This window comes from Massilia sp. TWR1-2-2 (assembly GCF_049897565.1).
Taxonomy (GTDB): domain Bacteria; phylum Pseudomonadota; class Gammaproteobacteria; order Burkholderiales; family Burkholderiaceae_D; genus JAFCUW01.
Genome location: NZ_JAFCWM010000028.1, coordinates 22,265 through 36,305, shown reverse-complemented (window position 1 = coordinate 36,305; position 14,041 = coordinate 22,265). Strand labels below are relative to the sequence as shown.

At 59.6% G+C, this 14,041-nt stretch carries 15 protein-coding genes; 7 read left to right on the top strand and 8 right to left on the bottom strand.

What is annotated here, in order from left to right; genetic code table 11:
• Positions 1 to 22: 22 nt before the first annotated feature.
• Both ACP7DD_RS21585 and ACP7DD_RS21580 read left to right on the top strand, forming a co-directional pair.
• The gene (locus tag ACP7DD_RS21585) at positions 23 to 301 is read left to right on the top strand and encodes a DUF2933 domain-containing protein (RefSeq protein ID WP_426176889.1); all 279 of its coding nucleotides are present in this window, start codon (positions 23 to 25) and stop codon (positions 299 to 301) included.
• Entirely contained in the window at positions 298 to 948 is a 651-nt protein-coding gene (locus ACP7DD_RS21580) for a methyltransferase family protein (protein ID WP_426176888.1), read from the top strand. Before ACP7DD_RS21585 ends, ACP7DD_RS21580 begins: the two co-directional genes overlap by 4 nt.
• 104 nt (positions 949 to 1,052) lie before the next feature.
• Here the strand turns inward: ACP7DD_RS21580 and ACP7DD_RS21575 are convergent, their stop codons facing one another.
• A complete protein-coding gene (locus ACP7DD_RS21575) occupies positions 1,053 to 1,178 on the bottom strand; it encodes a hypothetical protein (protein ID WP_426176887.1) in 126 nt (41 codons plus the stop codon).
• A gap of 42 nt (positions 1,179 to 1,220) precedes the next feature.
• Here ACP7DD_RS21575 and ACP7DD_RS21570 point away from each other — a divergent pair, with 42 nt between their 5' ends.
• From ACP7DD_RS21570 to ACP7DD_RS21560, 3 genes are all read left to right on the top strand, one after another.
• Entirely contained in the window at positions 1,221 to 3,590 is a 2,370-nt protein-coding gene (locus tag ACP7DD_RS21570; RefSeq protein WP_426176886.1) for a heavy metal translocating P-type ATPase, read from the top strand.
• Between the two features lie 381 nt (positions 3,591 to 3,971).
• Positions 3,972 to 4,322 (top strand): hypothetical protein, encoded by a 351-nt coding sequence (locus ACP7DD_RS21565; RefSeq protein ID WP_426176885.1) that lies wholly within the window; start codon positions 3,972 to 3,974, stop codon positions 4,320 to 4,322.
• A gap of 256 nt (positions 4,323 to 4,578) precedes the next feature.
• Complete coding sequence (locus ACP7DD_RS21560) at positions 4,579 to 5,088, top strand: hypothetical protein (protein ID WP_426176884.1); 510 nt, start codon at positions 4,579 to 4,581, stop codon at positions 5,086 to 5,088.
• A 79-nt stretch (positions 5,089 to 5,167) separates the two neighbouring features.
• Here the strand turns inward: ACP7DD_RS21560 and ACP7DD_RS21555 are convergent, their stop codons facing one another.
• From ACP7DD_RS21555 to ACP7DD_RS21540, 4 genes are all read right to left on the bottom strand, one after another.
• Entirely contained in the window at positions 5,168 to 5,986 is an 819-nt protein-coding gene (locus tag ACP7DD_RS21555; RefSeq protein ID WP_426176883.1) for a c-type cytochrome, read from the bottom strand.
• Between the two features lie 96 nt (positions 5,987 to 6,082).
• Positions 6,083 to 6,928, bottom strand: a complete 846-nt coding sequence (gene dsbG, locus ACP7DD_RS21550) for a thiol:disulfide interchange protein DsbG (RefSeq protein ID WP_426176882.1) — start codon at positions 6,926 to 6,928, stop codon at positions 6,083 to 6,085.
• Entirely contained in the window at positions 6,898 to 8,685 is a 1,788-nt protein-coding gene (gene dsbD / locus ACP7DD_RS21545) for a protein-disulfide reductase DsbD (RefSeq protein WP_426176916.1), read from the bottom strand. Before dsbD ends, dsbG begins: the two co-directional genes overlap by 31 nt.
• 44 nt (positions 8,686 to 8,729) lie before the next feature.
• Complete coding sequence (locus ACP7DD_RS21540) at positions 8,730 to 9,602, bottom strand: prolipoprotein diacylglyceryl transferase family protein (RefSeq protein ID WP_426176881.1); 873 nt, start codon at positions 9,600 to 9,602, stop codon at positions 8,730 to 8,732.
• Between the two features lie 205 nt (positions 9,603 to 9,807).
• Between ACP7DD_RS21540 and ACP7DD_RS21535 the strand changes: the two genes are divergently transcribed.
• Together ACP7DD_RS21535 and ACP7DD_RS21530 are read left to right on the top strand one after the other, a co-directional pair.
• Complete coding sequence (locus ACP7DD_RS21535) at positions 9,808 to 10,473, top strand: response regulator (protein WP_426176915.1); 666 nt, start codon at positions 9,808 to 9,810, stop codon at positions 10,471 to 10,473.
• Positions 10,470 to 11,789: an ATP-binding protein gene (locus ACP7DD_RS21530; protein ID WP_426176880.1), complete on the top strand. Its 1,320-nt coding sequence runs from the start codon at positions 10,470 to 10,472 to the stop codon at positions 11,787 to 11,789. Before ACP7DD_RS21535 ends, ACP7DD_RS21530 begins: the two co-directional genes overlap by 4 nt.
• Positions 11,790 to 12,130: 341 nt before the next feature.
• Here the strand turns inward: ACP7DD_RS21530 and ACP7DD_RS21525 are convergent, their stop codons facing one another.
• The 3 genes from ACP7DD_RS21525 to ACP7DD_RS21515 form a co-directional block, all read right to left on the bottom strand.
• Positions 12,131 to 12,709 carry a substrate-binding domain-containing protein gene (locus ACP7DD_RS21525; protein ID WP_426176879.1) on the bottom strand — a complete coding sequence of 193 codons (579 nt, stop codon included), beginning with the start codon at positions 12,707 to 12,709 and terminating at the stop codon, positions 12,131 to 12,133.
• An 89-nt stretch (positions 12,710 to 12,798) separates the two neighbouring features.
• Positions 12,799 to 13,227, bottom strand: a complete 429-nt coding sequence (locus ACP7DD_RS21520; RefSeq protein ID WP_426176878.1) for a beta-lactamase hydrolase domain-containing protein — start codon at positions 13,225 to 13,227, stop codon at positions 12,799 to 12,801.
• Between the two features lie 28 nt (positions 13,228 to 13,255).
• Positions 13,256 to 14,005 (bottom strand): MBL fold metallo-hydrolase, encoded by a 750-nt coding sequence (locus tag ACP7DD_RS21515; RefSeq protein WP_426176877.1) that lies wholly within the window; start codon positions 14,003 to 14,005, stop codon positions 13,256 to 13,258.
• Positions 14,006 to 14,041: the final 36 nt, after the last annotated feature.

The window sequence follows — 14,041 nt, the reverse complement described above, 5'->3', positions numbered from 1 at the left end:
CAGTGAAGCAAAGGAGGCAGCGATGAATAACGCACCACAAGCTCGTTCGGTCGAGTCGCAGAAAAATCGTAGCAAATGGGTTTTTCTTGGCTTCCTCGCTGTCGCCGCATTTTTTCTTCTATCCGAACACCGCGCACATTTCCTGGGAATACTTCCTTACCTCCTGATTCTTGCTTGCCCACTCATGCATTTTTTTCATCATGGGCACCGTGGGCATCACGCGCATCAGGACACTGGTCAGATCGCTCCGGAGACTGGCGTCACGAGCGCAGCGCCGGCAAATCCGGGAGATAAATCATGAATCACGAGTCATCAGCTTACGGACTGTGGTCGTTGGTTATTTTGAATTCGCTTGTGTTTATTATTTTTGCGTTCAGTTTTACCAAGCCGCAAACCGCGCACGACTGGCGCTCGCTTGGCGTATTCTCCGGCTTCGTTGTCGCGTTATTTACGGAAATGTATGGCTTTCCGCTAACGATTTATCTGTTGCTGCCTTGGTTGTCAACGCATTTTCCCGGCGTCGATTTCCTGACCCATGATGCAGGCCACCTGCTGGAAGTGATGTTTGGATGGAAGGTAAATCCGCATTTTGGTCCGTTCCACATCCTCAGCTACATCTTCATCTTCGGCGGCTTCACCATGCTCTCGTCTGCTTGGGGTGTGCTGTATGACGCACAGCGTCACCGTCGCCTGGCGACGACAGGGCTCTACGCCCGTATAAGACATCCACAATACGTGGCTTTTGTCCTGATCATGTTCGGGTTCTTACTGCAGTGGCCAACGTTGATTACGTTGGCAATGTTCCCCATTTTGGCATGGGTGTATGCCCGACTGGCAAAGTCGGAGGAACGTAGTATGTCAGCGGCTTTCGGCAATGAGTACGACCAGTATCGGCAACGTACGCCATCGTTTATCCCGGCATTGATGAAGAAGAGAATGGCGTTATGAACTAAAGCCGTTTTCGCAATGTAACCGCTTGACCCGGCATCAAGTACGAACACCGGGGTGCACGACGGGAAACGCATGTTCTGCATTCCCCCTGGATGGCAAGGTCATGACTGAACCGACAGCCGCTCAATCTCTTCATTGCGCTCGGGGCGATCTGCAGCAGAAACCCCGGCAGTAAATGCTTTGCCCGAACCAAACAATCGACCAGTATTCAACGCGGCGAGGTCCATTCCTCCTTCAGTGTATGGTTCAAGCAATATAAGGGGAACAGAATGGATATTCAATCTCGCGCAGCGCACGATCACTATCACGATAGCGACGCTGCGCATGTGCATGTCCCAGACTCGGCAGTAAGCCAGGACAAACCATTCACCGACCCCGTCTGCGGTATGAAGGTGGGCGCCGACCAAGCCAAAAAAATTGCGCATGAAGGCCAGGACTATTTTTTCTGCAGCCTTGGCTGCATGGCGAAATTTCGTTCAAATCCACAGTCATACCTGGACAAGATTAAAGCACCGGAGCCAGCAGTTGCTCAGGAGGGGACGATATACACCTGCCCCATGCACCCGGAGATTCGAAAAACCGAGCCAGGCAGTTGTCCGATATGCGGGATGGCGCTGGAACCAGTGATGCCTTCGCTTGACGACGAGGAGAATCCAGAGCTCGTCGATTTCCGACACCGGTTCTGGTGGACGCTGCCGCTTTCCCTCGCGGTTTTCGTGTTGGCAATGTTCGGTCACATGGTGTTCCCAGAAGGAATGCCAAATCAAAGTATCGTCGAGCTCGTTTTGAGTACACCCGTCGTCTTGTGGGCCGGCTGGCCTTTCTTTGTGCGCTGCGTGCACTCCGTACTGCATCGCAGTCCGAACATGTGGACATTAATCGGCGCCGGCGTTGCAGCCGCTTATGGCTATAGCGTCGTCGCCACGTTTGCTCCGGGCCTGTTTCCATCGACGTTCGCCGCCCACGGCGGCCGGGTCGGTGTCTACTACGAAGCGGCCGCCGTTATTGTTTCCTTGACCTTGCTGGGTCAAATCCTGGAGCTGCGCGCCCGCTCACAGACCTCGGCGGCCATCAAATCGCTGATGGGCCTGGCCCCAAAGACGGCGCGCCGCATCCGGGATGATGGTACTGAAGAGGACGTGCCCCTCACCCATGTTCATATTGGCGATGCGCTGCGGGTACGCCCGGGTGAAAAGGTACCCGTCGATGGCAAGGTCACGGAAGGTGAAAGCGCAGTCGACGAATCAATGCTCACTGGCGAGCCGATGCCAGTCACGAAGCGGCCCGGGGACAAGGTGATTGGCGCCACGCTCAATACGAGCGGCAGCCTGGTCATACACGCTGAAAAAATCGGCTCCCAGACGATGCTTTCCCAGATTGTGCAAATGGTCGCCCAGGCTCAGCGTTCTCGCGCGCCGATGCAGCGCCTGGCTGACGTCGTGGCCGGGTACTTTGTCGTCATTGTCATGGGTATCGCGCTGCTGACGCTGCTCGGCTGGGGCTTCCTCGGTCCTGAGCCAAGTTGGGTATTCGGCTTCGTCAATGCAGTTGCCGTGCTCATCATTGCATGTCCCTGCGCGCTGGGCCTGGCAACGCCGATGTCGATCATGGCGGCAACCGGCCGTGCGGCGACACAGGGAATGTTGTTCCGCGATGCCGCGGCGATCGAGGGAATGCACAAGGTCGACACGCTGATCGTCGACAAGACCGGCACCCTGACGGAAGGCAAACCCGCGTTCGACCGGGTGGTCGCGGCGCCCGGCTTCAGCGAGGAAGACGTTTTGCGGCTTGCGGCGAGCATCGACCAGGGAAGCGAGCACCCTCTTGCAAATGCGATTGTCGCGGAAGCGCGGAAGCGCGGCATGTCGCTGGAAAAGCCGGAAAGCTTCGAGTCGTCCAGTGGAATTGGCGTGCGCGGCGTCGTATCCGGCAGGCGTATCGCGTTGGGAAATACCGCTCTGATGGATGCCGAAAAAGTCGACTGGCATGGGTTGGTCAGCCAGGCGGAAGCACTTCGCAGCGAGGGGGCGAGCGTCATGTACCTCGCCGCCGATGCGCGTCTGGTCGGCCTGCTTGCCGTCTCCGACCCGGTCAAGCCAAGTACGATGGAAGCGCTGGACACACTGCGGGCAGCGGGCCTGACGGTCATCATGGCCACTGGCGACGGTCTGACGACGGCAAAGTCAGTCGCCCAAACACTCGGCATTACCGAGGTATATGGCGAGGTGAAGCCGCAAGATAAACTCGCACTGGTCGAACGACTGCAGAAAGAGGGCAAAGTAGTGGCGATGGCCGGCGACGGCATCAACGATGCACCTGCGTTGGCCAAGGCCGATGTCGGCATCGCGATGGGTACCGGGACCGACGTCGCGATGAACAGCGCCCACCTGACTTTGGTGAAGGGGGACTTGCGCGCCATCGCCCGCGCCCGGGTTCTTTCATTGGATACGGTGCGCAACATGCGCCAGAACCTCGGTTTCGCGTTCGTCTACAACTCGTTGGGGATTCCCTTGGCGGCCGGGCTTCTGTATCCGTTTACCGGACAGCTGCTATCGCCAATTATTGCCGCGCTTGCGATGAGTCTGAGCTCGGTATCGGTCATCACCAACGCGCTGCGTCTGCGCGGGACGGCGAAGTGATTTTTCGGGTTTTCGGGGCCGGTCCTGTACCAGGACGTGGCGGCGGTTCAAAACCATAACCACCTGTGAGAAAAAAATTTGTGCGTATGCATAACCTTGAAATAACCAAGCAATCGCCGTCGACTTCGGAAGAACGACCTGCCGCTCCGGTCAGTGAGCGGCTGAACAATTAGTGCTTCTGCGTCAGCCTTGACCACGCCGCGCTGCGGGACGCTTTGGCGTCCGAATTGGGGTCACCCGAATTGTTAGCGCTGGTCGAGGAGAGATGTCCACACCGCTTTTCCTCCAGGCCGGTGTTCATCTCCGATAGCCAGACAGAGCGCATGGCGAATGTCGTGCGTGCCGTCGAGTCGGTGGTGGCGCTACCAGCCTATCGAAGCCGTGTTCTCGAGGGTGCGCCGGCAATTGCCAGGCATGATCCGGGGGGGCGCAATCGGCGTCTTTTTTGGCTACGATTTCCACCTCCGGGGCGACGACATCGGACTCATCGAAATCAACACCAACGCCGGCGGGGCCATGCTCAATGCGGTAATGGCGCGGGCGCACCGCGCCTGTTGCCTCGATGGCAAACAGGTGGCTGTCGCAGCGGCCGCCGCAGCCAATCTGGAAAAAGATATGGTCGACATGTTCCATGCTGAGTGGCAGCGCTCCGCGCGGAGTCGGCCTCTGCAAAGCATTGCCATTGTCGACACGGATCCGAAGCAGCAATATTTGTATCCCGAGTTTCTCTAGTTCCAGCGCCTTTTCGAGCGCCACGGCCTGCGCGCCGTGATTTCAGACCCGACCGAACTGACATCGCAAGACGGCGTCTTGCGGCACGGCGACATTGCCGTCGACCTGGTCTACAACCGACTGACCGATTTCCTGCTGGAGGCGCCTGAAAGCGCGGCTTTGCGCGCCGCCTATCTCGCGAACGACATCGTGCTGACACCGCATCCTCAGGCACACGCCCTCTTCGCCGACAAGCGCAACCTGGCATTGCTCAGCGATGCGGGGCCAGCTACAAGCGCTTGGCGTTCCACAGCAAGTCCAGGAAATTCTCCTGGCGAACATCCTGTCCACGGAGATCGTCGACGCCGCCGATGGCGAGAGGCTATGGAGCGAGCGCCGGCGACTCTTTTTCAAGCCCACTGCAGGCTTCGGCGGGCGGTCAGCGTATCGCGGCGACAAAGTCACCAAACGCGTTTGGCAAGAGATCCTGGCGGGCGACTATGTGGCGCAATCCATCATGGTGACCGGGGACAGGGTCATCGGTAGCCACGAGGATCCTGAATTGCTGACGTTCGACCTGCGGCTATACACCTACGGCGCCGCCGTTCAGTGGACCGCAGCGAGAATTTATCAGGAACAGATGACGAATTTCCGCACTCCAGGCGGCGGCTTTGCGCCAGTCTACAGCCTGCCCGATGCGGAAATCACGAGCGAAATCGAAGGCATGGTAAATCCGCCAAAGAGCGCGGCCGCTTGTTGCTTGAATAACTGTGCATCGAGGCGGTGACACTCCCTTCGGTCTCTGTACCAGCCAGGATATTTGTCGTGCGCCCCGGGCCGTCCCGAACTTGGAGGCGTTCGCAATTTCACCCCCGCGCGTCCTTTGGTTTGTCACCTTTCGGCCAATCCTTTGTTTTGAATTTATATAGCGGCCGCGGCAAATGGGTGAAGTACTCGGCAACGTCCAGCGCCTCCTGATCACTCAAGGTTCCGCCCTGTCCAAGTGGCATGTTGTGTTTTACGAACGCTGCAGCGGTATAAGTGCGTGCCATGCCGGCACCATCGTTGAACGAATCCTTCCCCGCGACGGGTGGGAACCGATAACCCCCGGACGGGTTCCTGGTGCCGGCACCGGTCGCGCCGTGACAACTCGCGCACTTCGCCGCATACACGTCTTTCCCGTGGGCTGCGTCGGGTTTGAGTTTCTGGTCGAGCGGACCAAATCCCCGTCCTTTGACGCTGGTTCCGGTCGGCACCCCCGTCGATAGCCACTGCATATAAGCTAAAATATTGTTCATTTCCACGGAATCGTAAGCGAGAGGTTTTCCGTTCATCGACCGTTCGAAGCAATCGTTCACGCGCTCCGTCAACGAAATTACTTTGCCGCTACGCGAACGATATTCTGGAAAAACGCCCCAGATGCCGATCCAGGGCGAAGCGTTGGCCGTCGTACCACCTGCAAGATGGCAGCTCGTGCAGTTCAGGCCGTTGCCAACGTTTGTTGGCAAGCGCTGATGCGTTTCAGTCAGCAGTTTTTTGCCTTCCTGAATCGCTACTCCTTTCGGTCCCGCAGGAATGGTCGATGCGGCCGGCGTGTTCAGCGCCGGGGCCGCCGTTTGCGCAATGGCGCTGCCCGCCAGGCCAAGTGCCAGGCTGGCCGCTATCGATTGGAATGTCATGTTCATGTACGCCCCTAGTGACTAAATAAGAGATTTTTCTGTTTTGGCAAGCGGATGACGATGTTGCACGCTTCGTCCGTGTTCAGTGTACCAATTCCATTCTTATCGAAATTTGTTCAGCGAGCTGTCGTCGTTCCTTTGTTCAGGCAGGCCGGTTATTGCCGGCAACTCGGACAGGCGCGGCATCCCTCCCTTCACCTGGACTTTGCCTTGCTTGTCCTTCCAGATGACGCCAGGCGTGCCGGCGATGCCGAACCGCTGCATCAGCTCGCCGTTCTGGCGAATCGCCGAAGCGACGGCTGGCTGCGCGGTCTCGCTGGCCAGCGCTGAAGGTGTCCAGGGCTTGCCGTGATTTTCTTCCATTTTGCGGAAAGCGCCGACTTTGTCGGCTGCCGCCATGACTTCGATCGCCTTTGGCATGCTGGTGGGCCCAAGGGTGGCGACAGGGATCCAGCGCACCTGCAGGCCAACCTTCTCGTAAGGCTGCAAGGCAAGCCAGGTATAGTGGCAAAACGGACAGTTAGCGTCGACAAATACGTAGACGATGCTTGTCGGGCCAGAAAGAGTACCTTCCGCGACGTAGCTTGATTTATCCAGTTGCTGGAACAACGCGCCGAGATCTGGCTTGGGAGCATATTTTTCCTCGTACGCGGCGCTAATGTTTTCGCCGCTCTCCCCAATCAGGACGCCCGCCAGCAAGGTCTTCTTGTCCGCAGTCGTATAGACGGTCGAGTAGCGTCCGTCCTGCAACATCACCCACCCCGTCAGGCCCGATACGGCAGGGAAGCTCTTGACAACCTTCACGCCGGAGTCGACTGCCTGGCGGATGACTTTTGGATAGGGTTCCGCAGAAAATACGGTCGAAGCCGCAACCAGTGCGGCGCCACCGACCAACGCGGCAGCAGCGACGCGCCGACTCATTTCGAAGAAGACAGTTGGTTTTGCCATTGGATTTCCTTGTGCTTGGTTAGACCAAAATCGGTGTGATTTGCAGCCGGGAGCGACTGCTGGGCTGCTGCCAGCGAGATTAGGAACTGGTCCGCCGGCTGGTAGCCAACCACCTTGGCGTGGATTAATTCTTTGCCGGTCGCATCGAAAAAAATGATCCCTGGCGGGCCGAACAGTCCAAACCGTTTCAGCAGTTCCTTGTCGTCGCCGCTGTTGGCGCTGACGTCGACCTGCAGCAACAGCATCTTGTCGAACCGCGAACGGATGCGCGCGTCGGCGAACGTGTCTTTTTCCATTTCCTTGCACGAGACGCACCAGTCGGCATAGAAGTCGAGCATGACCGGCTTGCCAGGCGCCGACGCCAGCACTGCCTCAAGTTCGCCGACAGAAACGATGCGCTTGAACCGGGTCGCGTTCTCGGGTCTGTGGCCGATGGCGGCCAGCGGCGCCAGTGGATCGTCTGCGCCGGTAGCCACCCCGGCAAGCTGCGCTGCGCCCAGGCCGGCAAAGCCGATAGCTACTGCGCGCGCGCGCCATTTGCTTGCTTTCCCGAACGCCAGGGAGATCGCATATCCAATCGCCAGCGCAGCCCAGCCAGCCATTTGCAGCCTTGGAGAAATCACCGGCGAGACGATCCACAGCGCCGTCGCAAGCATCAGGACGCCAAAAAAACGCTTGATCGTGTCCATCCATGGGCCTGGACGCGGCAAGACAGCGCCCGCGGAGCCACCGATTGCCAGCAGCGGCACGCTCATCCCTGCCGCCATCGCGAACAGCGCCGCCGCACCCGTCAACGCGTCGCGTGTCTGGCTGATGTAGACCAAGGCGCCGGCCAGCGGCGCGGCCACGCATGGCCCGACAATCAACGCCGACAACGCGCCCATGACGAAGACCCCGGCATGGCTGCCGACAGACTGCTTACTTGACGCGCCAATCAACCTGGCCTGGATCGATGGCGGCATTTGCAGCTCGAACAGGCCGAACATTGATAGCGACAGCGTGGCCATCAGCAGGGCGAAACCGGACAATACCAAGCCGTTTTGCAGCGCAGCGGCCAGGCCCTCTCCGGCCAGGCCGGCGGCGACGCCCAACAAGGTGTAGACGATCGCCATGCCGAGCGAATACGTCGCCGACAGCGCAAGGCCGCGCAGGCGCGAGCCGCGCTGGCGGTCGCCGACAATGATCGATGACAGGATCGGCAGCATCGGCAAAACGCAGGGCGTGAACGCAAGGCCAAGTCCAAGCAACAGGAACATCGGCATGATTGCCAGCAGGCTGCCGCCCTGGAGCGTCGCGGCAATTGTCCCCAACTGTGCCGGCGCTGCTGCGGCAGGCGCGCCAACCGCAGCCGGATCGACCGTTAGTTTGGACGTCATCGGTGCATAGCACAAGCCCTTGTCCGAGCAGCCCTGGGAGCTTACTTCGAGGAGAAACTGTTTCGTCCCGGACTGCGGGATCAGGATCGACACGCTGCCGCGGTAAGTTTCGACGTCCTTCTGAAACGTCTCGTCGAACTTGACTTTGCCTTTCGGAAAGCGTGCTTGCCCAATCCGTCCGCCAGGCGCTGAGAAATGGAATCGCTCCCGGTACATGTAATAGCCGTCCGCCACGTCAAAGCGCAGTTCGGCTGTCGACGCGTCGACCATATGCAGCGTGGGCTTGAACGCCACCTCGGGCGCGAGGAAATTTTCGTCCGCACGCGCGGCCGGCGCCAGCGCCAGCATCAGCAGCAGTCCCCGTCCTGGTCCCAGCGCCATCCATGCGCGGACAAACCATTGCGCACGCCACCTTCCTGTGTGCGTCATCGTCCTTCCTCCTTGCTTGACAGTGTGACTGGCCGCTCCTGGCCGCGCGATTGGGTCTGGCGTGCATCGGTAATCGCGGCGAGCCGCTGCGCCAGGCTGGCGGCCGACAGCTCCCCCAGCCGGCGTTCGGCCAGCCTGCCCTGCGCGTCGAAGAACAAGGTCGCAGGCAGGCCTTGCGAACCGATTGCCGCGGGCAGGCCGAGCCGCTGGTCCAGCAAAACGTTGTCGAGATGAATCTGCTCGGCTGCCAGGTAGGCGCGCACCGCCGCGGCGGACTCGCCCTGGTTGGCGAACACGAACGTGACGCCGGGATGGCGCAGCTGCGCCGCGCGCAGAACCGGCATTTCGCGTCGGCACGGCGGACACCAGCTTGCCCACAGATTGACCACCACGGGCTTGCCGCGGAACGACTCCAGCCGGGTCTGCCCGCCGCGCAAATTGGCCAGCTCGATGACCGGAATCTGCATCGTGTCTTTCGGCTGCATGGCGACCGCCAGCGCAGCGCCCATCCATACCACCATGCCGGCCGCCACGCCGGCCATCAACGCACGACGTTTCGGCGGCAGGCGCCAGCTCAACCAGGCCATCGTCGCAACGCCGGCAACGATGCCCACCCAGGCGATCCAGCCGCCGTCGCGCACATTGAATATGCTCCATGGGCTGCTGAGGTAGGCATCCCGGTAGCGCAGCACATAGGCGGCCCGCGCCGCGATGAGCGCACATGCGATTACCACCCACAGCGCTGATTCGACCCGCACGCCGCTGCCACGCGCCACCCGATTGGCCGCCGCGGTGGCAAGCAGGATCGCAGCGAACGTTGCAAGCATTTCGACTGAAAACGACATCGGGCCGATATTTATTGCGTCCATTGAGTTATCCCTTCCGGTGCATGACCGGCATCGCGGACGGTGAAAAATTGTTGCAATTCGTTGCCCGTGGTTCAATCCGAATATAGTTCATGGCCACAGCGTACCCGCGACCGATTACGGCAACGTTAAGGCAGCGACGCCTCCCTTGGTTAACATGTTTTTAACCATCGACTGCTATGATGAAATTTTTTGGTGTAGCCAGCCCATGCATGTTTTACTGATCGAAGACGACGAGCTGGTGGCGAGCGGCATCGTGGCCGGCTTGCGGCTGTCCGCGATCACGGTCGACCATGCCGACACGGCGAAGTGGGCCGATGCGGCACTTGCGACGAGCGCGTTCGACGTCGTCATCCTCGACCTCGGCCTGCCCGACCAAGATGGCATCGCCTTGCTGCAGCGCTGGCGCAGTGCCGGCAATGACTGGCCAATCCTGATACTGACCGCGCGCGACGGCGTGCATGATCGCGTCGCCGGGCTGCGCGCCGGCGCTGACGACTATCTTCTCAAGCCGTTCGACCTGGCCGAGTTGGTGGCGCGCCTCCATGCCCTGCATCGGCGCGCCGCCGGGCGCAGCGTCGACGTGATCGAGCACGGCGGCTTGCGATTCGATCAGGCCAGTTGCCTTGTCACCTTGCACGGACAGCCGGTGGAATTGGCGCGGCGCGAGCTGGCCTTGCTTCAGGCGCTGCTGCATGCGGGCAAGCGCATACTGGGTCCGGACCAGGTCAAGGATAGCCTCTACGGGATGGCCGACATCGTCGAGAGCAATGCAATCAACGTCCATATTCACCACCTGCGGCGCAAACTTGGCCCGCACATCGTCGAAACGGTGCGCGGCATCGGTTACCGGCTCGGGGAAGCAGGAAAATGAGCCTGCGACTGCGGCTGCTGCTGATCATCGGCTTGCCTTTTGTGCTCTTGTGGCTAGCCGCATCGACCTGGATGCTGATCGACCTGCGCAGCGAATTTCGCGCCGCGCTCGACGAACGCCTTGCCGCGTCCGCCCACATGGTGGCCGGTCTGCTTGCACAGTTGCCACCGACGCCAGTGCCGGACATGTCGCCGGTGCAGCCGATGCCGTCGATCGTCTCACTCAATGGGGTTGCCTGCGAGGTCCGCCAACTGCGCGGGAACGTCGTCGCCCGAACCGGGAACAGCCCTGAACGCCTCGGCATGGCGTCGCCCGGTTATCGCACCAGGACGATTGACGGCGAGCGCTGGCGCAGTTTTACCCTGGAGCAGAATGGGCTGCGCGTTACCACGGCCGATCGGGTGGAGCGCCGCGAACAGCTGCTGTACGAGGTAGTGCGGGCCGCCTCGGTACCGGTACTGATCGCGATGGCCGGCAGTCTGCTGGCGCTTGGCCTGGGCGTGCGGTCCGGCCTGGCGCCACTCGAGCGCATTCGTGCGGCGCTGGCCGCCCGCGCGCCCGGCGCGCTGCAGCCATTGCCGCATTCCCGTGTGCCGTTCGAACTCGGCCCGCTGGTGACGACCGTCAACGCCTTGCTGGCCCGGGTCGCCGGCGCGCTCGAGCGCGAACGCCGCTTTACCGGCGATGCCGCGCATGAACTGCGCACGCCGCTTACTGCCGTCAAGACGCATATTCAGGTTGCTCGACTGTGCCCCGACGCCAAGGGTACGGGCGAAGCGCTGGCGCAAGCCGAAGCAGGTGTGAATCGCCTCCAGCGCACCATCGAGCAGTTGTTGATGCTGGCGCGGCTTGATGCTCCGTTTCCGTTGGACGATCAGGACCACGGGCGCGCCAATGCGATTGCGCACTCGGCGATCGCGCAGATCGCGCCAGCTTCACAGTCCCGCATCGTCATCGAACAGGTGGGCACAGATGGCGCACTGGTCATGCCGTCCAGCCTGGCGGTGGCGGCATTGCGAAACCTGCTCGACAACGCATTGCGCCACTCGCCACCGGGCAGTGAAGTGTTTCTGCGGATTGAAAAAGCCGGTGGGCAAATGTCATTTCGCGTAGAAGACTGCGGTACGGGCATGAGCGACGACGACATCGCCCGCTCGGTCGAGCGCTTCTGGCGCAAGGGGCGCGGCCACGGTTGCGGCCTGGGCCTGTCGATTGTGGACACAATTGTCCAGCGCTATGGTGGCGAACTCGCATTGGCAAACCGCGCCGATGGAGGCCTGAGCGCGCACCTGCGCCTGCCCTCGACGGCAGGATAGCCTGTCCTTAACCCGCCTGGTGGACTTACGGGGGTGCCGTAATCATGCGCCACCTTGGCAACAGGCCTGCATCTCTGCTGGTCGGCGTTTGGCGTCAGGTTAACTGGCGGTGACTTGGAGCGCGTCACTGGAACGATATGGCGTCACTCCCTCCAACCCCATTTCTTGAAAATAAGAGCACCCTCATGGGACTGCAAAAATTCGACAAACTGTTTGGCCTCGGGCTTCGTCGCCCCCCCGCGCCGTCAGGGCAACACCGGTATCGCGATAGATGGCGTAGTCAGCCTCGATTGGTACCACATCAGCCAGCTTTGCATTCGACACCTGCCAGATATTCCAAATCAGCCAGACATCAATCTCAGGCTTGCCAGTCCAGGTCGTTCGAGCCTCGGCACTGTTTTTGGCATAGCTGACGGTGTGTTGCGTAGCGTGCGCACTGTTTCGATACTACCTTTTCGGCCTGCCATGTCTTCCCAAACGCCGTTATGCCCTGCGCCATTGACGACGAGGATCTTTGTGCCGGGCTTCAAAAAATCTTTGACGCCTGTAATGTGCTTTGGGTTACCAGGCCATACAAGTATCGCCAGGGGACGAAGATACAAGGGCTTGATGGTCTGTTCGATGATCCGTCCTTCCATCGCCACCGCAAAATCCGTCATCATCGTTTCCGACCCACTATAGATGACATCGGCATTTTGTTTGGCTTTGTCGATCCAGGCCGAGGTGGGGCCTGCCGTTACCTCGACGCTTACGCCGGCGTTCTTTTCGAACGCCGTCGCGGTCTCCTTCATTGCGGGCGCCGGTCCGCCTGGACCATATATACGGAGGACGTCCTGCCCGACTGCGTTACCCATATTGATCAAAGAAATGCGCTGAACATCAGGCCAACCATCATTCTGGCCGACGTCTTTGGAATGCATGAAATCATGGTCGTAATCCTTTTTTCATTTTTGAAAGTCAGCTCTAGAACCCATCAGCATTGCTTTGCCCGGGTATGCGGACGCATCTGTTATTGAACCGTAGTTTCCCTTACGAAAACCGCAAAATTGTCCGAGTCTTCCAGGTTGAAGCCCATTCCCTGCGCCTCCTGAAACGTGCGCTCGGCCGTCCATCCCCGCTGCCTCGCGCGGCTCAGCACAAGCAGCAGTGCGGCCCTTGCTCCGGTAGCGCAGTGCAGTAGATAAGGTCCCGGCATCCGTTCCATCACATGCTCCAGTTCGTCGATTTGATGTCCTGCTAACGCTGTCTTGTTGACTGGTATGTTGACGTAGCCAAGGCCATTGCATCTCGTCATTTCATCATTGGAGGTCGGGCCTTCACCAGGCATGCGCATGTCGATAACCGTTTGAATGCCGAGCCGTTTTGCCTCTCTCAAGTCCTGCTCGGCAGGTTGAGGCCCGATGAAAATACCTTCGTCAGTGCGTTTAAAGTTTGCCATCTGGATTCCTTTCATTTTTAGTCATCAGTTAACCTTGCAGGCTTTCGCTCATCTGTTTGCAATATCCTGCCAGGTCCTCTGGCAAATGCGACGGACAAACGCCGCATTGCCGATTGCCCGGGACTGCGTAATCGATAAATTTCGGGTACGGCAGGTTCAAATTGCTCATGATGGCCTTGAATTCATCGAGCGTTTTGCTGTCGCCCAGGCGTGGATTCCTCCTCTTTTCCTGGGCGATGGATGAGACGAAGCGCTGCTTGTAGTCATGTGCCGGATAGACCAGGGTCTCGTCGGGTAGGGTAAATAACTTGCTGCGCACACTCTTGTACAGCGCATCGGCATCGCCGTTTTGAAAGTCGGTCCTGCCACAGCCCTCTATGAGCAAAGCATCTCCAGTGAAGACACGTTCACCGAACAGGTACGCAAAGTGCCCGTCGGTGTGCCCTGGAGTGTGTAACGGGTGCAAGACAACGCTACCGACAATGAAGGGCTTGCCTTCTTCGATGCCGACATCCGCACAAGGAAGCTGGTCGTGGGCCGGGGCAGCAATCTTACTGCCGACAGCTCGCTTCATTTCCATAGCCGCAGTTATATGGTCGGCGTGGATATGGGTGTCGACCGTATAGGCAAGCTTCAGGCCTAATCGGCGCACCTCAGCCAGGTCGCGGTCCATCGTTGCTATGACAGGGTCGATGAGTATTGCCAACCCCGAGTCTTCATCCCCAAGTAGGTAGGTATAGGTGCTCGAAAGGGGTTCATATAGTTGCCTGAAGATCATTATAACTCCGTCAGTTGTAGTCGATAAGGCGACACC